The sequence below is a fragment of the Pseudomonas sp. DCB_AW genome (assembly GCF_026240895.1).
Classification (GTDB): Bacteria; Pseudomonadota; Gammaproteobacteria; order Pseudomonadales; family Pseudomonadaceae; genus Aquipseudomonas; species Aquipseudomonas kermanshahensis.
The window spans coordinates 1-21,817 of record NZ_JAPFCE010000057.1 but is presented as its reverse complement, the minus strand read 5'-3'; the positions used below and the strand labels follow the sequence as shown (position 1 = coordinate 21,817).

At 61.8% G+C, this 21,817-nt stretch carries 19 protein-coding genes; 8 read left to right on the top strand and 11 right to left on the bottom strand.

Features of this window, described 5'->3' with window-relative positions:
* Window positions 1–26 precede the first annotated feature (26 nt).
* Entirely contained in the window at window positions 27–344 is a 318-nt protein-coding gene (locus OO306_RS22300; protein ID WP_027594701.1) for a helix-turn-helix domain-containing protein, read from the bottom strand.
* A 599-nt stretch (window positions 345–943) separates the two neighbouring features.
* Here OO306_RS22300 and OO306_RS22295 point away from each other — a divergent pair.
* From OO306_RS22295 to OO306_RS22260, 8 genes are all read left to right on the top strand, one after another.
* Entirely contained in the window at window positions 944–2,182 is a 1,239-nt protein-coding gene (locus OO306_RS22295) for an OprD family porin (RefSeq protein ID WP_027594702.1), read from the top strand.
* Between the two features lie 248 nt (window positions 2,183–2,430).
* Complete coding sequence (locus OO306_RS22290) at window positions 2,431–3,237, top strand: NAD(P)-dependent oxidoreductase (protein ID WP_027594703.1); 807 nt, start codon at window positions 2,431–2,433, stop codon at window positions 3,235–3,237.
* A gap of 24 nt (window positions 3,238–3,261) precedes the next feature.
* Window positions 3,262–4,140 carry an SMP-30/gluconolactonase/LRE family protein gene (locus OO306_RS22285; protein WP_099455102.1) on the top strand — a complete coding sequence of 293 codons (879 nt, stop codon included), beginning with the start codon at window positions 3,262–3,264 and terminating at the stop codon, window positions 4,138–4,140.
* A gap of 63 nt (window positions 4,141–4,203) precedes the next feature.
* Window positions 4,204–5,175, top strand: a complete 972-nt coding sequence (locus OO306_RS22280) for a TRAP transporter substrate-binding protein (protein ID WP_085272382.1) — start codon at window positions 4,204–4,206, stop codon at window positions 5,173–5,175.
* Between the two features lie 66 nt (window positions 5,176–5,241).
* Window positions 5,242–5,769 carry a TRAP transporter small permease gene (locus OO306_RS22275; protein ID WP_238215806.1) on the top strand — a complete coding sequence of 176 codons (528 nt, stop codon included), beginning with the start codon at window positions 5,242–5,244 and terminating at the stop codon, window positions 5,767–5,769.
* Window positions 5,770–7,050 carry a TRAP transporter large permease gene (locus OO306_RS22270; protein ID WP_238215805.1) on the top strand — a complete coding sequence of 427 codons (1,281 nt, stop codon included), beginning with the start codon at window positions 5,770–5,772 and terminating at the stop codon, window positions 7,048–7,050.
* 53 nt (window positions 7,051–7,103) lie between these two features.
* On the top strand, window positions 7,104–8,027 hold the full coding sequence (locus tag OO306_RS22265; protein WP_099430227.1) for an EamA family transporter: 924 nt from the start codon (window positions 7,104–7,106) through the stop codon (window positions 8,025–8,027).
* A 25-nt stretch (window positions 8,028–8,052) separates the two neighbouring features.
* Window positions 8,053–8,922: an aldose 1-epimerase gene (locus OO306_RS22260; RefSeq protein ID WP_265969944.1), complete on the top strand. Its 870-nt coding sequence runs from the start codon at window positions 8,053–8,055 to the stop codon at window positions 8,920–8,922.
* 298 nt (window positions 8,923–9,220) lie between these two features.
* Here OO306_RS22260 and OO306_RS22255 read toward each other — a convergent pair whose 3' ends face one another.
* The 10 genes from OO306_RS22255 to OO306_RS22210 all read right to left on the bottom strand — a co-directional run bounded on the left by OO306_RS22255 (window position 9,221) and on the right by OO306_RS22210 (window position 21,450).
* On the bottom strand, window positions 9,221–10,189 hold the full coding sequence (locus tag OO306_RS22255; protein ID WP_265969943.1) for an IS110 family transposase: 969 nt from the start codon (window positions 10,187–10,189) through the stop codon (window positions 9,221–9,223).
* A gap of 261 nt (window positions 10,190–10,450) precedes the next feature.
* Window positions 10,451–11,746 carry an MFS transporter gene (locus OO306_RS22250; RefSeq protein ID WP_099430229.1) on the bottom strand — a complete coding sequence of 432 codons (1,296 nt, stop codon included), beginning with the start codon at window positions 11,744–11,746 and terminating at the stop codon, window positions 10,451–10,453.
* Window positions 11,747–11,918: 172 nt separating this feature from the next.
* Window positions 11,919–12,815 (bottom strand): LysR family transcriptional regulator, encoded by an 897-nt coding sequence (locus tag OO306_RS22245; RefSeq protein ID WP_265969942.1) that lies wholly within the window; start codon window positions 12,813–12,815, stop codon window positions 11,919–11,921.
* 85 nt (window positions 12,816–12,900) lie between these two features.
* On the bottom strand, window positions 12,901–14,931 hold the full coding sequence (locus OO306_RS22240; RefSeq protein WP_265969941.1) for a pyridoxamine 5'-phosphate oxidase family protein: 2,031 nt from the start codon (window positions 14,929–14,931) through the stop codon (window positions 12,901–12,903).
* Window positions 14,932–14,959: 28 nt separating this feature from the next.
* Window positions 14,960–15,589, bottom strand: a complete 630-nt coding sequence (locus tag OO306_RS22235; RefSeq protein ID WP_265969939.1) for a glutathione S-transferase family protein — start codon at window positions 15,587–15,589, stop codon at window positions 14,960–14,962.
* 173 nt (window positions 15,590–15,762) lie between these two features.
* Window positions 15,763–16,314: a UPF0149 family protein gene (locus OO306_RS22230; RefSeq protein ID WP_265969938.1), complete on the bottom strand. Its 552-nt coding sequence runs from the start codon at window positions 16,312–16,314 to the stop codon at window positions 15,763–15,765.
* Between the two features lie 90 nt (window positions 16,315–16,404).
* Window positions 16,405–17,394 (bottom strand): asparaginase, encoded by a 990-nt coding sequence (locus tag OO306_RS22225; RefSeq protein WP_265969937.1) that lies wholly within the window; start codon window positions 17,392–17,394, stop codon window positions 16,405–16,407.
* Window positions 17,391–18,542: a hypothetical protein gene (locus OO306_RS22220; protein WP_265969936.1), complete on the bottom strand. Its 1,152-nt coding sequence runs from the start codon at window positions 18,540–18,542 to the stop codon at window positions 17,391–17,393. Before OO306_RS22220 ends, OO306_RS22225 begins: the two co-directional genes overlap by 4 nt.
* Before the next feature lie 11 nt (window positions 18,543–18,553).
* Window positions 18,554–19,450, bottom strand: coding sequence for a nitrilase family protein (locus tag OO306_RS22215; RefSeq protein WP_265969935.1), 897 nt, complete (start codon window positions 19,448–19,450; stop codon window positions 18,554–18,556).
* 356 nt (window positions 19,451–19,806) lie between these two features.
* Window positions 19,807–21,450 carry an acetolactate synthase large subunit gene (locus tag OO306_RS22210; protein WP_099430237.1) on the bottom strand — a complete coding sequence of 548 codons (1,644 nt, stop codon included), beginning with the start codon at window positions 21,448–21,450 and terminating at the stop codon, window positions 19,807–19,809.
* Window positions 21,451–21,817 lie beyond the last annotated feature (367 nt).

The window sequence follows — 21,817 nt, the reverse complement described above, 5'->3', positions numbered from 1 at the left end:
AACCTTCGTAATAGATGCGCACTTGCTCAAGCATTGTCGTGTTTACTCCTGATACGCTGCCGCTTGGCACTCTGCTCGTAGCGATGCAGGTCAGCGAGGCTGTCAAGCTTGGGCAAGAAAAGGCCTTCTAGCTCCTTGCCGCGCCCCAGCACCATGGCCACCTTGACCAGGTTCTCAAAGCCGACATTTCGCCCAGCCTCTAGATTGGACACGGTATTGGTAGCGATACCCGCCCTGCCAGCCACATCGGCCTGCGTCATCTGCTGCGCTAGCCGCTCGGTGCGCAAACGTTCGCAAAGGCGCTTCACGACTTCGCTCGGCTTACTGAGGCTTAAATCCAGCATAGCAGGTATTAACTCCATGAAATCCACTTAACACACAAGATAGCAGTAGTAGGCCCTGCCCGTGATCAACGTCAATAATCACAATATTTTGTGCCTTATTGATGAAACAATCAGTTTAGCAACAAAATAATGGAATTAAATTAAGATACGCATACACGATCTTGATCGTCATGGAGGTTAGAGAAAATCAAGACCCCCTACCCTACACAAGACTCAGTCATCGTATCTCCATACGAACCCCTGGCCCCCGGTATAGAGCCCACCACCCCTCATACCACCCAGAATGCCGCGACAACATCTCACCCTCACCACACCACAAAGCGTTGACATCCCCACCACCACTTGATAAAAATCGCCACAGTTGTACGACAACGCATAACAAAAACAACAATCCGTGGACGATCCCCATGTCGACTTCAATCGCGCTATACCCCCGCGTTGCACCTTTCCCGATTTCGTCACCTGCGGCCACCTAGGGCCGTAAGCCCGTTTCACCCTCCCTGGCCGTGACCGGCCCGTTACCTACCCGCCCCTACCGCTGGCCGCTTGCGCGTGCACGGTGGACGGGCCGCCACACCCTTTTGTGGAGCACAACAATAATGAGAATCTGCCAAACCCTTCCCTTTGCCCTGCTCGGCGTCGGCATGCTCGGCAGCCTGCCGGGTACCACGCTGGCGGCGGGCTTTGTCGAGGATGCCAAGGCCACGCTCGGCCTGCGCAACTTCTACATCAACCGCAACTTCACCAACCCCAGCAACCCGCAAAGCAAGGCCGAGGAATGGACGCAGAGCTTCATCCTCGATGCCCGCTCGGGCTTTACCGAGGGGCCGGTGGGGTTCGGTGTGGATGTGCTGGGCATGTGGTCGGTGAAGCTTGATGGCGGTGGCGGCACCTACGGCACCGGGCTGCTGCCGCGCCACGACGATGGGCGCCCAGCCGATGACTTCGGGCGCCTGGCGGTGGCGGGCAAGGCGCGGATCTCGAAGACCGAGCTTAAGATCGGCGAATGGATGCCGGTGCTGCCGATCCTGCGCTCCGACGACGGCCGTTCGCTGCCGCAGACGTTCCGCGGGGGGCAGGTCACCTCCAACGAGATCGCCGGGCTGACGCTGTATGGCGGGCAGTTCCGTGGCAACAGCCCGCGCAATGACGCGAGCATGGAAGACATGAGCTATGGCGGGGCGCTTTCGGATCGCTTCAACTTCGTCGGCGGCGAATACAAGTTCAACCAGGACCGCACACTGGTCGGGCTGTGGAATGCGGTGCTCAAGGACGTCTACCAGCAGCAATACCTGCAACTGAGCCACAGCCAGCCAGTGGGTGACTGGACCCTGGGCGCCAACCTGGGCTACTTCCATGGCGATGAAGACGGCTCCGAGCGTGCCGGGCAGCTGGACAACAAGACCTACTCGGGGATGTTCTCGGCCAAGTATGGCGGCAACACCTTCTGGGTTGGGCTGCAAAAAGTCGATGGCGATACCTGGATGCGGGTCAATGGCACCAGCGGCGGGACGCTGGCCAACGATAGCTACAACTCCAGTTTCGACAATGCCAACGAACGCTCGTGGCAGGTGCGGCATGACTTCAACTTCGTCACCGTCGGGGTGCCGGGTTTGACGCTGATGAACCGTTATATCAGCGGGCAGGATGTGCACACCGGTGCGGTTACCGATGGCAAGGAGTGGGTGCGGGAAACCGAGCTTGCGTATGTGATCCAGAGCGGGGCGTTCAAGGATTTGAGTGTGAAGTGGCGGAACTCGAGCATTCGCCGGGATTACAGCAACAACGAGTTTGATGAGAACCGGTTGATCTTCAACTATCCGTTGTCGCTGTTGTAACAAGAGGCTAGCGCGCTCCGTGTAGGAGCGGCCTTGTGTCGCGAAAGGGGCGCGCAGCGGCCCCAGCAATGGTAAGGGCTGCGCAGGTTTGGGGCCGCTGCGCAGCCCTTTCGCGACACAAGGCCGCTCCTACAGTGGATTGCGTTAGCCGGTAAAACCCACTCACGGCTCATTGACAACAGCCAACCCCACTGCCAATAATTCACTTAGTCATACGACAACCTACAACAACTAACAACGAGCCGGCCATGACCCCAACTCCCCTCAATCGCCTGCTGCTCACCGGAGCCGCAGGCGGCCTGGGCAAGGTCCTTCGCGAACGCCTGCAAGGCTACGCCGAGGTCCTGCGCCTTTCCGATATCAGCCCGATGGCACCTGCCGCGGGCCCGCATGAAGAGGTGGTGGCCTGCGACCTCGCCGACAAGGCAGCGGTCCACGCCCTGGTCGAAGGCGTAGACGCCATCATCCACTTCGGTGGCGTGTCCACCGAGCATTCCTTCGAAGACATCCTCGGCCCCAACATCTGCGGCGTGTTCCACGTCTACGAGGCGGCGCGCAAGCATGGCGTCAAGCGCATCATCTTCGCCAGCTCCAACCACACCATCGGTTTCTACCGCCAGGACGAGCGCATCGACGCCCACTCCCCGCGCCGCCCCGACAGCTACTACGGGCTGTCCAAATGCTACGGCGAAGATGTCGCCAGCTTCTACTTCGATCGCTATGGCATCGAGACCGTGAGCATTCGTATCGGCTCGTCGTTCCCGCAACCGCAGAACCCGCGGATGCTCTGCACCTGGCTGAGCTACGACGACCTGGTTCAGCTGATCGAGCGCGGGCTGTTCACGCCCGATGTCGGCCACACCATCGTCTATGGCGCCTCCGACAACCGCACCGTGTGGTGGGACAACCGCCATGCCGCGCACCTGGGCTATGCGCCTAAAGACACCTCCGAGGTGTTCCGCGAGGCCGTCGAAGCCCAACCGGCGCCCGCCGCCGATGACCCGAGCATGGTCTATCAGGGCGGCGCTTTCGCCGTGGCCGGACCGTTCAACTGACCCCGCGCGCCAGGAGGCACGGCCATGAACTGCGAACTGATCGTCGACGCCCGCAACGGTACCGGCGAAAGCCCTGTGTGGCACCCTACCGAACAGGCCCTGTACTGGGTCGACATCCCTGCCCGCACACTGCACCGCTGGCAGCCCAATGGGGCCCAGCAGGCGTGGCAAGGTGACGAAATGCTCGCCTGCATCGCCCGCACCGAACACGGGTGGGTCGCGGGGATGGAAAGCGGCATCTTCCACCTCGAACCCAAGGCCGACGGCAGCCTCGACAGCCGCCTGCTCAGCACCGTCGAACATGCCCAGGGCGGCATGCGCTTCAACGATGGGCGCTGCGACCGCCAGGGCCGCTTCTGGGCCGGCACCATGTTGATGGACATGCCGCAGGGCGCCCATGTCGGGGCGCTGTACCGGCATGACGGCGAAGGGCACCTGCACCTGCAGCAGGACGGCATGATCGTGCCCAATGGCCTGGCCTTCAGCCCCGACGGCACGCGCATGTACCTGTCGGACTCGCACCCCAACGTGCAGAAAATCTGGGTGTTCGACTACGACATCGACAGCGGTACGCCCCACAACAAGCGGTTGTTCGTCGACATGCATGCCTACCCTGGCCGCCCCGACGGCGCCGCCATCGACCAGGACGGCTGCTACTGGATCTGCGGCAACGACGCCGGCCAGGTCCACCGCTTCACCCCCGATGGCCGCCTGGACCGCTCGCTCAATGTACCGGTGAAAAAACCGGCCATGTGCGCCTTTGGTGGCGCCAACCTGGACACCCTGTTCGTCACCTCGATCCGCCCTGCGGGCATTGACCTCTCCGACCAGCCGCTGGCCGGCGGGGTATTTGCCTTCGAACTCGGCGTCAAAGGCCTGGAGGAGCCTGCCTACCGGGGCTGAACACCTGCTCTGCAACACACTTGCACACACGAAACCGGATAATAAAAACCACGGAGTTTCACCATGACCTTCAAACGCAAGCTGCTCCTTGCCGTACTCCCCTTCGCCTTCAGCCTGTCGATGCCGGCCTCCGCGCTGGACATCAAGTTCGCCGAGATTCACCCGGCCGGCTACCCGACCGTGGTCGCCGAACAGAACATGGGCAAAAAGCTCGAAGCCGCCAGCAATGGCGAGATCACCTTCAAGATGTTCCCCGGTGGGGTGCTTGGCTCCGAGAAGGAAGTGATCGAGCAGGCACAGATCGGTGCCGTGCAGATGACCCGCGTCAGCCTGGGGATCGTCGGCCCGGTGGTGCCGGACGTGAACGTGTTCAACATGCCGTTCGTGTTCCGTGACCATGAACACATGCGCAAGATCATCGACGGTGACATCGGCCAGGAAATCCTCGACAAGATCACCAACTCCGAATTCAACCTGGTGGCCCTGGCCTGGATGGATGGCGGCTCGCGCAGCATCTACACGAAAAAACCGGTGCGCAGCCTTGAAGACCTCAAGGGCATGAAGATCCGTGTGCAGGGCAACCCACTGTTCATCGACATGATGAACGCCATGGGCGGCAACGGCATTGCCATGGACACTGGCGAAATCTTCAGCGCCCTGCAGACCGGCGTGATCGACGGCGCCGAGAACAACCCGCCGACGCTGCTCGAGCACAACCACTTCCAGAGCGCCAAGTACTACACCCTCACTGGCCACCTGATCCTGCCGGAGCCGGTGGTGATGTCCAAGACCACCTGGAACAAGCTCACCGCAGACCAGCAGGCACTGGTGAAGAAAGTCGCGCGTGAAGCGCAGATGGAAGAGCGTGCGCTGTGGGACGCCAAGTCTGCGGCCAGCGAAGAGAAGCTCAAGGCGGCCGGTGTCGAGTTCATCACCGTCGACAAAAAGCCGTTCTTCGACGCCACCGCATCGGTCCGCGAGAAGTACGGTGCACCGTACGCCGACCTGATGAAGCGTATCGACGCCGTCCAGTAATACCGGCCCCTTCCAAGACGACCTCGACAGTGCGGCGGCCGCCGCGCTGTCGCTTTGGTGATGCCTATGAAATCGCTTTTCCTGAGCGTGAACGACACGCTGTACCGCGGCTGCATCTGGATTTCGGGCCTGTCGATCCTGGCCATGACGCTGATCATTCCGTGGGGCATCTTCGCCCGCTACGTGCTGGGCACCGGTTCCAGCTGGCCTGAGCCGGTCGCGATCCTGCTGATGGTGGTGTTCACTTTCGTCGGCGCCGCCGCCAGCTACCGGGCCGGCGCGCACATGGCGGTGGCGATGATCACCGACCGCCTGCCCACCCTGCAGCGCCAGTTGGTTTCACTGCTGGTGCAACTGCTGATGATCGTGGTGTGCGTGTTCATGACCTATTACGGCACCAAGCTGTGCATCACCACCTGGAACCAGTCGCTGGCCTCGCTGCCAGGCATACGCGTGGGCATGACTTACGCGCCGATCCCGGTGGGGGGCGTGCTGACGCTGATTTTTGTCGTGGAAAAACTCCTGCTGGGCGACCAAAGCAACCGCAAGGTGGTGCGTTTCGACCTGGCTGAAGAAAGCGAAGGAGCTGCGTAAATGGATGCGTTCATTCTGTTGGGCAGTTTCATCGCGCTGATCCTGATCGGCATGCCGGTGGCTTACGCCCTAGGCCTATCTGCGCTGATCGGCGCCTGGTGGATCGATATCCCGCTGCAGGCGATGATGATCCAGGTGGCCAGTGGGGTTAACAAGTTTTCGCTGCTGGCGATTCCGTTCTTCGTACTGGCTGGCGCGATCATGGCCGAGGGCGGCATGTCCAGGCGGCTGGTGGCGTTCGCCGGGGTACTGGTGGGCTTCGTGCGGGGCGGGTTGTCGCTGGTCAACATCATGGCCTCGACCTTCTTTGGCGCGATTTCCGGCTCGTCGGTGGCCGACACCGCGTCGGTGGGCTCGGTGCTGATCCCGGAGATGGAGCGCAAAGGCTACCCGCGTGAATTCTCCACCGCCGTGACCGTCAGTGGTTCGGTGCAGGCGCTGCTGACCCCGCCCAGCCACAACTCGGTGCTGTACTCGCTGGCCGCGGGGGGCACGGTGTCGATCGCCTCGCTGTTCATGGCCGGGGTGATGCCTGGGCTGTTGCTGAGCGCGGTGATGATGGGCCTGTGCCTGATCTTTGCGAAAAAGCGCAACTACCCCAAAGGCGAAGTGATCCCGCTGCGCCAAGCGCTGAAAATCGCTGGCGAAGCGCTGTGGGGGCTGATGGCGATGGTCATCATCCTCGGCGGTATCCTGTCGGGCGTATTCACCGCGACCGAGTCGGCCGCCGTGGCCGTGGTCTGGTCGTTCTTCGTGACCATGTTCATCTACCGCGACTACAAGTGGCGTGACCTACCCAAGTTGATGCACCGCACGGTACGCACCATCTCGATCGTGATGATCCTGATCGGTTTTGCCGCAAGCTTCGGCTACGTGATGACGCTGATGCAGATCCCCTCGAAGATCACCACGGCGTTCCTGACCCTGTCGGATAACCGCTACGTGATCCTCATGTGCATCAACTTCATGCTGTTGCTGCTGGGCACGGTGATGGACATGGCGCCGCTGATCCTGATCCTGACCCCGATCCTGCTGCCGGTGATCACGGGCATCGGCGTAGACCCGGTGCAATTCGGCATGATCATGTTGGTGAACCTGGGTATCGGCCTGATCACACCGCCGGTGGGCGCGGTGCTGTTCGTCGGTTCGGCCGTCGGCAAGGTGAGCATCGAGTCGACGGTGAAGGCGCTGCTGCCCTTCTACCTGGCGTTGTTCCTGGTACTGATGGCCGTGACCTACATCCCTGCCATCTCGCTCTGGCTGCCCAGCGTGGTGCTGTAAAGCCAAATGGGGCCGCTTGCGGCCCCATCCTCTTTTGCAAATGGATCCTGCACATGGCTGTTCCCTCCTCTGCCACTCCCCTCTTTCCTCGCAAGCTGGCGCTGGCGCTACTGGCGCTGCTGGCCTGCTCGTTCGCCGCCAACCACGTTGCCGCACGCATCGCCTTCGATGACGGCACCGGCGTGCTGCTGGCGATTCTCTGCCGCTCCGGCATCACCTTTCTGGTCCTGGCCTGCCTGCTGCTGTGGCAACGCCAGGCAGTGGGCCTGCCGACCGGCACACGGCGCTGGCAATTACTGCTTGGCCTGCTGATCGCCACGCAGAGCCTGTGCCTGTATTCGGCGGTGGCGCGCATCCCGGTGGCACTCGCGCTACTGGTGGGCAATACCTTCCCGATGTTGCTGGCGCTGCTCACGTGGGCGTTGGGCGGTGCACGCCCGACTGGCCGCACCGTGCTGTTCATGGGCCTGATTCTGTGCGGCCTGGTGCTGGCGCTGGATGTACCGGCACGGCTGGCCGACAGCGCCGACGCCAACCCGCACTGGGCCCTGGGCGTCAGCCTGGCCTTCTGCGCCGCGTGCGCCTTCGCCTGCGCGCTGTGGATTACCGATCACAAACTGGCCGCCGTACGCGGCCCGGTACGCAGCCTGCTGACCTTGCTGATCGTGTTCTCCAGCATGCTGGTGGCAGGCGCAAGCGGCGTGATGCCTTCCGGGCTGTCGCTGCCCGCCAGCAGCAGCGGCTGGGCGGCCTTGGCCAGCCTGGTGGTGCTGTATGGCGTGGCCTTCACCCTGCTGTTTGTCTGTGTGCCCCGGCTGAACATGGCGCAGAACGCGCCGGTGATGAACATCGAACCGATCGCCACTTTGCTGCTGGGCTGGGCGTTGCTGGATCAGCGCCTGAGTACCTTGCAACTGATCGGCGGTGCCGTGGTGGTGTGCGGCATCGTGCTGCTGACCTATCGCCGGGCGAGCTGAGCAAACATTCTGAAAGGAGCCGTTGATGGCTGTCACCGAACTGCACCTGCAAGACCACCTGACCCGCCTGAGCCTGGCGCCGGACCTGGGCGCCAGCCTGATCAACTGGGAAGTGAAAGCGACCGGGCAGGCGCTGCTGCGCCACTCTGACCAAGACGCGCTGGCCAGCGGCACGCCGCGGCAACTGGCGTGCTACCCACTGGCGCCTTGGTCCAACCGGATTGCCCAAGGGGGTTTCGAGCGGCCCGAGGGTTGGCTGGCGCTGGCGCCCAACACCGCACACGACCCCTACCCGATTCATGGCACCGCCTGGCAGCAGGCCTGGCAGGTGGACCACCACAGTGAACGCCGTGCCCGGCTAACGCTCGACAGCCAGTTGCCCTTTGCCTACCGGGCGACGCTGGATGTGCACCTGCTCGACGGGTGCCTGAACCTCGACTTGCATGTGACCCACCTGGATCAAACGGCCACCTGGTATGGGCTGGGGCTGCATCCTTATTTCCCGCGGTATTCGGACACCCGGCTAAGCGCTGCGGCGCAGCATGTGTGGCTGGCAGAAGAGGGGCGGCTGCCGTCGTACCCGGCTGAGCTGCCTGATGACTGGTGCTTCGACAGCCCGGGCGCGTTGCCGACCAGGGTGGTCGATCATGCGTTCGGTGGTTGGCCTGGCAGCTGCGTGATCGCACAGCCCAGCGCAGGCTATGCCCTGGAATGCACGGCCAGTGGGTGTGAGCACTTTCTGTTGTTCTGCCCACCGGGCAAGACATTTTTCTGCTTCGAGCCGGTCAGCCACCCGATCAACGCGCATCACCTGCCAGGGCGGCCAGGGTTGCGGTTGTTGCAGCAGGGTGAGGCGATGAGCTTGGGGTTCAAGATGCAGTATCGGGCGCTGTAGGGGGTTGCCTGTATAGGGGTCGCTTTGCGCCCCATCGCCGTTCAAGCCAGCTCCCACAGGTGCGGCGCTAGCCTTGGAGGCTACACAGTTCGGGTGGGAGCAACTGTCTTGTTCAAATTTCTGGGGGCATTCCATCCTCTGGGAAATCAGCCAGCCCTTTGGATCGCGTTGTCGAGCAGAGAACAAAGATCGCAAGCGAGTTGCTGACCCTGTGGGAGCGGGTTTACCCGCGAACACGGGCGAAGCCCGTGCCATCCAAGGTGGTGCCTCCTTCGCGGGTAAACCATTCCTACAGAAATCACGCTGCGCCTTGAGCTTGCGCTGTACTTTCAGGCTTTGTCAGCGGTTGCTCTCGCCATGGCGTGCCCGTCCGGATTATCGCGTTGAGTTGCACGATGAACACTCGCATACACGCCACGATAGCAACCTTGGCGAGTTTTCCTCGCCCTCTCAGTGCGTCATAACGCGCCTTCATGCCCGGGTTGTGCCTCACCGCTACCCAGCACGCCATGTACAACGCACGCCTGACTTGCGATCTGCCACCCGAGATATAGCGCTTGCCCACGGATTTCCCACTGTCGTGGTTGAACGGCGCAACTCCGACCAATGAGGCGATCTCCCTAGACTCCACACGCCCCAGCTCTGGTAGCAGCGCCACCAGCTTGGCGGCGGTCACCATCCCGATACCCTTGACCTGAATCAGCTGAGCGATCCGTTCGTCATTAAGCGTCGCGGCCTGTTGCTTGATTCCCTGTTCAATCAGCTTGATCTGCAGCCTGAGGTGCTGAATATGGGATTTCAGAAGGTCGACAACCACCTGTGACTGCGCTTGTTTGAGGCGTCGGCGATCATCATCTCGCTGCTGAACGAAGCGATCACGTTGCTGCAGAAGTTCACGCAGCAAAGCCCTGTCTGGACTGATCTGCAGGGTGGCTTTGTCGGGAATGACTTCAGCAAAATGCGCCAGAGCCTCAGCGTCAATCGCGTCGGTCTTGGCTTTGATGCCCATGGAGTCAGCGAACGACCTGGCTCGTTTGGGATTGACGCGGATAACCTTGTAACTCGCGTCCTGCAGAAAGCGCAGGATATCGCGTTCGTACCCGCCCGTAGCCTCAAGCAGGATACGTTTGATGCTGAATCCTCGAAGCCAATTCTCCAGCTTCTCAAAGCCTGCCGGATCATTGCTGACACTGCATTTGATGCCTTGAGGCCGCACCGCCACATCCAATGACGCGCTAGAAACATCGACACCCACGAAGGAAACCATGACCAAAATCTCCTAGACTCAGCAGAGTGAGAGAACTTTGGCTTGGCCCACGCTTGTGATTCGAGATCAGAGCCGCATCCAACTGTTCGGGCTCTCGCCAAAGTGGAACGGTGAATGGCAGCGTGTGCTCCCACTCGTGCTCGCAGCACCTCTGGCAGTCAGCTTGCCATTCACCGCTCTCACTCCTGATTCTAATACCCCGCCAAGACACAAGCTGGCTTGCCGGCGATGGGCTGCAGAGCAGCCCCGCGATCTCAAGCTTTAAACCAGCACTTCGCCGGTGGCCACGCCCTGCCGCGCGACCGGCTCACCCCGTACCTCACGCGCAACCTTCCACACCAGCACCGCCGCAACGATGTCGAACGCTGCCAGCACCACGAACAGCGGGCTGTAGCCGATCTGCGTCACCAGGATGCCAAACACCAGGGTAAACACCGCCGCGCCCAGGTACCCGCACATCCCGCCCATACCTGTCGCGGTGGCCACCTGGTCCTTGCTGAACGAGTCCGACGTAATCGAATACAGCGCCCCCGACAGCGTCTGGTGCGCAAAGCCACCCATGCACAGCAGCAAAATCGCGGTATACGGGCTTTCAACCAAGCCAATGCACGCCGGGCCGATCATGCAGCTGGCACCGAACACCAGCACCATCTTGCGCGAGGTGAACAGCGACACCTTCAAGTGACGGTGGAACAGCGGGCTCAGGTAACCACCGAGCACACAGCCGATGTCGGCCGCGAGAAACGGCAGCCAGGCGAACATCGCCACTTCCTTGATGTTCATGTGCCGCTCGGTCATCAGGTACAGCGGGATCCAGGCATTGAAGGTTTGCCAGGCCGGCTCCGAGAGGATGCGCGCGGAGGCGATGGCGTAGAAGTTTCGGGTCTTGAAGATGCGTTTCCAGGCGCCCTTCTCGCGCTTCTCTTCCTTGAAGTGCGCTTCCTGGCCAGACAGGATGTAGTCACGCTCTTCGCTGCTCAAGCGCTTCTGATCGCGAGGGTGTTTGTAGAACAGCATCCACAAAACCGTCCAGACGATGCCGGACACCCCGACCATCACAAAGGCCAGTTGCCAGCCGCTGTGCAGGATGGCCCACACCACCAGAGGCGGCGCCAGCAACGCACCCAGCGAAGAGCCGATGTTGAACCAGCCGATCGCCACCGACCGCTCTTTGGCCGGAAACCATTCAGTGGTGGCCTTGACCCCGGCAGGCAAGCCGGCTGCTTCGGTCATGCCCAGCAGCCCGCGCATGAAGGCCATGCTTTGCCAGCCCGTGGCCAAAGCTGCGCCAGCACACGCCACCGACCAGGCCATGGCGAACACGGCAAAACCGAGCTTGGTCCCGATGAAGTCGATAAACCAGCCGGCGATCGGCTGCATAAGGGCGTAGCACACCTGCCAGGCGGCGACGATCTTGGCGTATTGCTCGGTCGTGATGGAGAGGTCGGTCATCAAGGTGGGGGCAGCCACCGAGAGGGTATTGCGGGCGAGGTAGTTGACGACGAGCCCAGCCGTGACGAGGCTGACCATCCACCAACGGATGCCTTTCATCTTCATGGTTCACCTGAATCTTATTTTTAGAGGTGCGGGTGAGGTGCCTCAACGCTGGCAGCGCTAATTGAGACAATTTGTTTCAGGCGCAAGATTGCCATGTCGTAGGTCGTCGTACAACATAAATTGTTAACGAATGTGTATATTCAGGGGTGCTATTGCAGTGGGTTGTACGACCTCAATCCAGCCCTTGGGCTCGAAGCGCCTGGGCTAGCATGTCGATGAAGGTCCTGACTTTGGCGGACCCGTACTTGCTCTCCCGGTGCAGCACATGAATCGGCCAGGGGGCTTCTTCGTACTCGGCCAAAATGACCTGCAACTGCCCGTTCGCTATCTCGTCCGCCACTTGGTACGACAGCAACCGTGCGATCCCCAGCCCGCCACTGGCTGCGGCAATCGCCCCATCATTGCTGGTCACGGTCAGCCGCGGCTTCATGCGGACCAGGGTCGGCTCATCCGTCACGCCGAAGCGCCAACCGGCCCGGGGCGACAAGTTGGTGGTGCCGATCACCGCATGGCCTGGCAAGTCCGATGGGTGTTGCGGCACGCCGTGGCGCGCCAGGTAGTCCGGCGAGGCGCAGAGCATGCGCCGCACCCTGCCCACCCGCAGCGCCTTCAGGCCGGAGTCTGGCAGCGGGCCGATGCGCACAGCCACGTCCATGCCCTCCTCAACCATGTTCACCACCCGGTCGAGGAAGTACGCAGACACGTCGACCTCGGGGTATTGCTGCAGGTAACGAACGATGCACGGCATGACGAACTTCTTGCCGAACAGGATCGGCGCGGTAACGGCCAAGTCACCCTTGGGCGTGGCGTTGATGCCGGCCGCGGCTTCATTGGCCTCGTGGATGCTGGCGAGAATATGCCGGGTGTCCTCCAGGTAGCGGCCACCCGCTTCGGTCAGGCGCACGCTGCGGGTGGTGCGCAGCAGCAGTTTGACCCCCAACTGGTCCTCCAGAGCACTGACAGCACGGGTTACCGCGGCGGGCGAGATGTCCAACCGGCGGGCGGCAGCGGCGAAGCTCTCCAGCTCACCGACTGCTACGAACACCTTCATCAGGTGAATCTGATCCATGCCGGCTCCTGGGATGTCGGGGGGTGTGGATTATCGATTATCTGCGGTTTTTTCGCTGCCCTGTGAGCGGTCACAACAGACAGCACTACAGTTCCAGCACCAAGGCCTGCGCGCCCTCCTCCACTTTAGCCGGCACGGCACAGCAGATCAGCGCCGTACCGCTTTCCGGCATCTCGGCAGGCGGGTTCGGGTAATGCACCTGCCCACTCACCACCTTGGTCTTGCAGGTGCCGCATGAACCACCCCGACAGCTGAAATCCGGCGACAACCCACGCGCCTCGGCAAGCTCCAGCAAAGTGCCGCTACCCGGTGCCCAGCGCGCCTCCTTGGCCGAGCTGGCGAAGTACACCGGCACCGCTTCGCTGGCAGCCGGGGGCTGCTGCAGCACCGGCTGGTCGTCGTCGGTGTGCCGCCTGAGCGTCGATGGCCCAAAGGCTTCGGCATGGATACGTGCGTCGGGTACATGCACGGCACGCAGCCCTTCGTACAGGTCCTGGGTAAAACTCGCTGGGCCACACACATAGAAATCGTAGTCATCCAGCGCCAGCTGGGCTTTCACCTGCTCAATGCCCAGCCGGCCAGCATGCTCGTAGTCGCGCCCCCTGACGGCCTCGGCCTCAGGCTGGCTCAGGCAACGGTGCACACGCAACCATTCGCCCGCTTGCTGGCGCAGCGCCGCCAGTTCTTGCTGGAAGGGCAAGTCCGCCAGGCTTCGCGCACCGTGAAACAGGTGAATAGGCCGCGCCTGACGCCGGGCCAATTGTGCTCGTAGCATGGCGATCAATGGCGTGATACCCACGCCCGCGCCAATCAGTACAATCGGCCGTGCGCTTTGCTCATCCAGGGTAAAACTGCCCATGGGCAGGCGCACATCGAGCAGGTCCCCCACCGCAATGCGCTCATGCAGATAGCGCGATACCGGGCCCTGGGCCTTGACGCTGATGCGCAGGTAACCGTCCGACGGGGCGCTGGAAACGCTGTAGGTACGAATCAGCGGGGCATCGCTGCCCAGCGCGATACGCACAGGAATATGCTGCCCTGGCGCAAACTGCACGGGTGCATCTGCCGCCAGGTAGAACGAGCGAATATCACGGCTCTCCTGCTCTAGGCGCACCACCCGCCACGCCTGCCATTGACGCTGACGCTCACGCTGTTGCAGGCGTACGCCGGCCTCGGCCCAGGTGCCGGTCATCAGGCTGGTCGGCGCGTATTCTTTAAAGGCCCAGCGCAGCGACACGGCTGCCGGGCGCCATACCACGTGCTCGACGTCCAGCGTCCACAGCCGCTCGGCGCCCTCGAACGCATTGATGGCAGGGCTCTCCAGTACCACTTCGGCATGCCCGCAAAGCTGCAGTACATTGCCGGTGGCGAAGTCGATGAACAGCAACCCTGCCACCGGGTTCACCAACAGGTTGCCCAGCGTGTTGAAGTGCAAATTACCGGCGTAGTCGGGAATGGTCAGGCGGTTGCCCTCGACCTTGACGAACCCAGGCCGACCGCCGCGGTGGGACACGTCGACCGAACGCGGGCCATCGTCTTGCTCGACGTAGCTTGCGACAAAAAAGGTATCGGCCGCTTCGATCATGGCAACCGCGCGGGCATCCAGTGCAGTGGCATCGACGCGCCCGTTTGACGGCTCATCGCTACGCGTGTACTCGCGCAGCTGGATGTACTGAGGGCAGTTGCCGAACGACTGCTCCACTGTCACTTCCAGTTGCCCGTTACGTGCCTGGCCGATCAGGCCGTTGATTCGGTTGCGCCGGCGCGTATGCAACTCGATGCCCAGCAGCCCGATTGCCTGCCCGCTCGCCAGCCCTGTTGTGGCGGGGTCATCCGCTTTCAGGTCCACGTTGATCAGCAACTGGCGTGGGTCGGGCGAGCTGACGAAGCCTTGCGGGCCTTCGAGGAAGGTCGCCCACGGCCTGCCGTGGGCATCCACACTGCCCGCCACCATGAACGGCAACTGCTGATAGAACGCGCGATGCTGGTCTGGCATGAAGTCGCGAATGACCTTCTGCCCGAACACCTCCATGCGCTCCGACACACCGACCTTTTCCTGCAGGATCTTCTCACCGCTGTGCCAAGGTGACGCGCGATGGCCTGGAAGCTGGTGCATGGTGGCATTCCTCGAAGGGGGGTTGAGCTCAATCGCCGGCTTGCAGGCCCGTGGCGGTACGCGGCATCGGCACGAAACCTGGCAGCGCCTCGATCCGTGCCAGCCAGCTGCGCACGTTGGCGTACGGCTCCAGCGAGACATTGCCCTCTGGTGCGTGGGCGATGTAGGAGTAGTTGGCAACGTCGGCGATGGTGGGCTCACTGCCTGTCAGGTAGGGGGCCTTGGCCAGTTCGGCATCGATCACCTTGAGCAGGGTGTGGGCACGGCCGATGACTTCATCGGTGTTGAACGCGGCGCCGAACACGGTCACCAGGCGAGCGGCAGCCGGGCCAAAGGCCAATGGGCCTGCGGCGACCGACAGCCAGCGTTGCACGCGCGCTGCGGCTTCGGGCTCCTCGGGCAACCAGGTGCCGTTGTCGTATTTCTTGGCCAGGTAGACCAGGATGGCGTTGGAGTCGGCGATGACGGTGCCGTTGTCGTCGATGACCGGCACCTGGCCGAACGGGTTGAGGGCAAGGAACGCAGGCTGCTTATGCTCACCTTTGGCCAGGTCGACGAAAACCAGCTCGGTCGGCAGCTTCAGCAACGAGAGCATCAGCTCGATACGGTGCGCGTGGCCAGACTTGGGGAAGTTGTAGAGTTTGATCGCGGTCGACATGGGCTTGGCTCCTGGTCAGCGCCGGAATGGGCTGGTGGAGGCCATGTTGGACCGATTCGACTGGCAGCAGAATCAGTGCTGGGGGGAAACCATAATTTCGCGTGGCGGAATAATGCTTGTAGAAGCGGCGCTAGGCCGCTTTTACAGTGGAGTGCATAGGCTGCATCTTCGGCTCAGTGCCGCTGATTATGGAACTTGAACAACTGGCGTGCCGCCTCGATCACCTGAGGCACACAGGCTTGAATGTCCTCTTCACGCATTTGATCGAGCAACTCGAAGTTGTCCTCCAGCCCATGCAGGGAAATGGCCTTGAGCAGTTGATCCTGCTCCGGCGGCAACGCATCCCAGCTGGCGACCTGGGTACCGCGCATATAGCCGAAGCACCACTCTTCCATGATGATCACAGCGCCATCGTCGGTTTCATTTTCCTCGAACAGCGGTTCGAACTGATCGATGTTGTCACCCAGTTCGTCCGCCACTTGGCTGGCGTAACGCAACATCAACGCCGTGTACGCCTCTTCATGCGCGGGCTTCTTGAATTTCGGCACTTTGCCACCCGCCACGGCTGGCAACCATTGTTCGGGGTGGACGATGATCGGGGAACTGGCCAGGGCGGTAAAAAAGCCATTGAGCTCGGCCAGGTTGAGTACCGAATAATCGTTGCCGTAAGTGATCAGCAGGTCTTCGAGGCGGTCGAGTTCTTTTTCGCTGAGCGCGGGGAGCATGGGGGTTGTCCTGAAAAGCAAAAGTGCACGCACCCTAGCACAGCACGCACCAGAAGGCTGCCTGCAGCGACGAGGCTGCGGGCAGTTTCGCTAGCGTGGCAACCACGTGGGCAGCAGGGCCTGCCTGCCTGACCCGATCAGCAGCCAGAGCAGGACTCGGCACTTGCGCGGGCAAAGTTGCCCAGCCATGTGCAGCCCTTTTTTCTGCAGGTCGATCTCGCCGCCGACAAACCCATAGGTCGCCAGCGCCGTAGGCCCCCTGCCTGTGCGGGTAGCCATGATCGCTGGCAAGCCGGGCGTGAGTTGGCCCAGCATCTCGGACCAGGCGCCCGAGACGTGCCCGGCACCAAACCCCGCAATCACCAGCCCCTCGTAACCCAGCGCCGGCAAGGCCTGCAACAGGGCAGTGTCCGCATCCAGGCAGGCCTCCAACAGGGCAACGCGATGATCCAGACGATGCGGCAGTGGCAGTACCTCCCGTGGTGAAGGTTGGAGGTGATAGCGCGCAACACCTTCGACCACTTCGCCCACGGGGCCACTGCCTGGTGACTCGAAAGCGGACATCGCCAGGCTGGCGACCTTACGAACCTTCGCGGCGCTGTGGATCTGGTCGTTGATCACAACCAGCACGCCACGCCCCTGACTGGCCTGGGCTAACGCCACTTGCGCGGCCGCCAGTAGATTGGCCGGCCCGTCACAGCCCGGTTGGCTGGCCGAACGCATGGCACCGGTCAGCACCAAGGGGGCATCGAATGGCCAGAGCAGGTCGAAGAAGTAAGCCGTCTCCTCTAGCGTATCGGTCCCTTGAGTGAGCATCACGGCCTGCGCACCGCGCTCTACCTGACCACGCGCCCACGCCAGCACTTCAAGCAGCGTCACAAACCCGAGCGAGGCGCTGGGCAGCATGCCCAGCGTTGCCACTTCGAGGTGCGCCATTTGCCTGAGCGCTGGCAGCAAGGACAGTTGCTTCTCACAATCGAGCGTTGGCGTTACACCACCGTCAACCGTATCGACCTGCATGCTGACGGTGCCGCCCAGGCTGGCGATCGACAGCCGAGGCAACTGTGGAGACTCAGTCATGCCCCACCTCCTATCAGCCCCACCAGCGGCACGATCGCCAATGTACTGAAGGCCATGGACAAGACATTGCCGATGTAGCCATGCATATAGCTTGGCAACCGGCCACTGATGGCCACCGCCAATGGCGGCGCTACCAGCGCACCCAGCACCGCGCTGGCTACCACAACCTGCCAGTCACCACCGTGAATCAGCACGGCAGCCGGAACGATCGACACAATGGGAATGTAAGTGGGGTACCAGCCGCGCGCCTGCCATTGACGACGCCACACCAGCACCCCCACCAATGACGCCAGCGCCTGGCCTGCCACCATCTGCACGACCAGTTGCGAACCGTAGGCCGGTGCAGCAGGCGCAATCACATAGGCCAACAGCAGGCCCAGCAACAACCCGAGGCTGGCAAGCTCATTGCCGAAAAATGGCGCTTCACTGAAGTCAGCCAACACACGTCGAAAGGTCCAGACCACACCGTAATCAGGTTGACGAGTGACGGGCTGCAACCCCGCGGGCCTTTTGCCTTGGTGCACCCATGACGGGAAACGCTTGCACAACAGGAAAGCCACTACGCTCGCCACGGCCATGCCGCCAACGTTGCCGATGACCACCGGCAACTGCAAAGGAATGCACAGGTAATTGACCAGGAGCAGGCTGGCAGGCGTTACCAGCAGCGCACCGAGTAGCGCCCCGGTAATCGTCACCTGCCAGCCTCCGCCAAACAGCAATACCATGGCAGCCGGCAGCGACACGAAAGCGACGAAGGTCGGTTGCCACCCTCCCCCAGCCAGCGTCCACCCCCACAAGACGTGGCTGAGCAACAGGCCGAGCAGCGAGCTGGTGAACACCCACGGCCACAGCCCAGTGCCATAACAAATGGCAAAGCCTTGCCAGCGGAAGCCACGAAGACCGGCCCAATGCGCCAGACAGGCCCCCAGCAGCAGGCCCAAAGCCGGCAACTCGTGCTTGTAGAAAGCGACTTCGCTGATGTCGCCGACTATCCAGCGCAAACGGCTCAAGGGTTGATCAAGGGTGGCGGTGAGCTGTGCGTAGTCCGGCCATTGGCCGAAAACCAGGCTAACTATCAGCAATACGGTCAGGCAGGCCAATATCACCAGCGGTGGCCTTTGCCTGTTCGGGATGCTTATCTCGTTCATGTTCTGCCTCCTCAGCGCGGCATCGGGGCATGCAGGCGATAACCGAGGGTGTGGTCATAAAGATCGGTACGCCGATCTCGCGGCAGATCATTGAGGCTGTTCCAGATCGGCGCAGACCGAGCCGCACTGAGGTCTACATCGGCATAGAGGATGCTTTCCTCTTCCGCGCTTGCCACTTCTCCGATCGGCCAACCGTTGGTGCCGGCAATCAGCGAACAGCCCAGAAAACGACCGCCACGCTCGCTGCCAATTCGGTTGGCAGCGGCGATATAGACGTTGTTGACGTGCGCTGCGGTCATGGTCAGGTAAGAAGCCATGCAGCGCCCGGCCTCATCGAACAGCGGCGGAGGCGTCCACACCCAGTTGTTGAGGCTGCAGAGGATGTCGGCGCCTTGTGCAGCCATCAGGCGGGGGACTTCGGGGAACCAGATATCCCAGCAGATCAACAGGCCGATACGCCCAATGGGGGTTTCGAACACCGGGAAGCCGAGGTTACCGGGCGTGAACCACAGCTTCTCCTGGTTCCATAAGTGCGCTTTGCGGTAGTGCCCAAGCATTCCTTCGGGGCCGAAAAGTACGGCGCTGTCATACAGCTTCATCCCATCCCGTTCGGCGAACCCCGCCGCCAGATAGATGTGATGATCCCGCGCAAAGTCCGCCCAGGCTTGGACACTGCGCCCGTCGTGCAGGGTCTGCGCATGGGCATAGGCTTCTGCCCGCGAGTGGAACGTATAACCGGAGTTGGCAAGCTCTGGCAGGACAATCAGGTTGGCACCTTCGCGCACGGCGCGCCGGGCCAATGCCAGGCCCCTGCTCACATTGCTATCACCGTGCTCGACCCCCACTTGAGGGTCATACTGGATGACTGCGATGCGCACGGGGCTGACAGGGGTGCAGTGTTCAGACATGGCGGCTTCCTTTTATGTTTGTTGTGGAAGGGCGCCAGTAAAGCGGGGTTGAGCCTGGGAGCGACAGTCAGGACGCTCCCACAAGATCGTAGGGAAAAGGAAGAATTATAGAGGGAAGGGTCCTACATATTGATTGCCGACGCCCTGATTACCGCACTTGATAATGCGGGTAATGGGGGTTGGGGAACCTGAGAATGGAGAATCGTAGAGTGACAGGCGCGGTGTTAAATTAATACCACTTGGTGTCTGGCGCAAAGCATTCGCGGGGGCGTGCCTACTCCCAAGGTAAGCACAGCCCTCAGGAACTGTGCAGTACTTGTGGGAGCGGGCTTGCCCCGCGAACAGGCCGTTAAGCCTTATACCGCCAGCGCGCGCTCACGCAGCTCGCTGTTGAGGATGCGGTCGTTCTCGCTGTAGTCGACCGGGCAGTCGATCACGTGTACGCCAGGGGTCTTGATGCAATGCTCGAGCAGCGGCAGCAAGCCTTCGGCGCTTTCCACACGGTGGCCATTGGCACCGTAGGCTTCGGCGTATTTGACGAAGTCCGGGTTGCCGTAGTCCAGGCCGAAATCGGTGAAGCCCATGTTGGCCTGCTTCCAGCGGATCATGCCGTAGCCGTCATCACGCAAGATCACCACGGTGACGTGCATGCCGAGGCGAACTGCGGTTTCCAGCTCTTGGCTGTTCATCATGAAGCCGCCGTCGCCACATACCGAGATTACCGGGCGGTCCGGGTACACCAGGTGCGCTGCCATCGCCGACGGCAGGCCGGCGCCCATGGTCGCCAGGGCGTTGTCGAGCAGCACGGTGTTCGGCTTGTGGGCCTTGTAGTTACGGGCGAACCAGATCTTGTAGATGCCGTTGTCGAGGGCAACGATGCCTTCAGACGGCAGCACACGACGGATGTCGGCGACCAGGCGCTGCGGGTAGACCGGGAAGCGGTCGTCGTCGGCACCTTCGGCGATTTGCGCTTCGTTGGCTTCACGGATGGTCATGAGGCGGGTGAAGTCCCAGTGCGAGGTGTCGCCCAGGCCTTCAGCGATCTGCCAGACCGCGTTGGCGATGTCGCCGATCACTTCGACCTGTGGGAAGTACACGGCATCGACTTCGGCGGAGCGGAAGCTGATGTGGATGACTTCGGTGCCGCCACGGACCATGAAGAACGGCGGCTTTTCGATCACATCGTGGCCGATGTTGATGATCAGGTCGGCCGCTTCGATTGCGCGGTGGACGAAGTCACCGGACGACAGCGCGGCGTTGCCCAGGAAGCGCGGGCTGCGCTCGTCGACCACACCCTTGCCCAACTGGGTGGTGACAAACGGAATGCCGGTCTTGTCGATCAGTTGCTTGAGGACCTTGGCGGTCATCTTGCGGTTGGCGCCGGCACCGATCACCAGGATCGGGCTGCGAGCGGTGCGCAGTTTTTCGATGGCGGCTTCGATGGCCACGTGCTCGGCCAGCGGGCGGCGGTGCAGGCTGCGCGGGATCGGCATGGCATCGGTCTGCTCGGCAGCGATGTCTTCCGGCAGTTCCAGGTGCACGGCGCCTGGTTTTTCTTCTTCAGCCAGACGGAACGCCTCACGCATGCGCGAAGGAATGTTGTCGGCCGAGGCGAACTGATGGGTGTACTTGGTGATGGGGGCCATCATGCCGCACACATCGATGATCTGGAAGCGGCCCTGTTTGGACTTCTTGATCGGCTTTTGGCCGGTGATCATCATCATCGGCATACCGCCGAGGTAGGCGTATGCACTGGCGGTGACCAGGTTGGTCGCGCCAGGGCCGAGGGTCGACAGGCTGACGCCGGTCTTGCCGGTCAGGCGGCCATAGGTGGCGGCCATGAAGCCCGCAGATTGTTCGTGGCGGGTCAGGACCAGTTTGATCTTCGACTTGCGCAGGGATTCCAGCAGGTCGAGGTTTTCCTCACCAGGGATGCCGAACACATACTCGACACCTTCGTTTTCCAGGCATTGCACAACGACATCGGCGGCCTTAGCCATCTTGCTCTCTACCTCAAGTGATAGGACGGTGAAAGTCCATAAATGCGCAGCACGGCACGCTGGCATCGCTCTATTCGGGCGCGAGGGTGCCCCGAACCTAAGTCTTGACGCAGGTTAGGCAGGGCAAAGTCACGTGCGCGAACAGGATTAATTGTCGCACCCTTGAGCGCGTTTGAAGAGGTACAGGACGGACAAAACATCTTTGCCTGGAGACAGCGGATCTGCGGTTATAAACGGCAGAAAGACAAAACCCCTACCTGCTCGCGCAGATAGGGGTTTTGCGAAATGAATCTTGACGATGACCTACTCTCACATGGGGAAACCCCACACTACCATCGGCGATGCATCGTTTCACTACTGAGTTCGG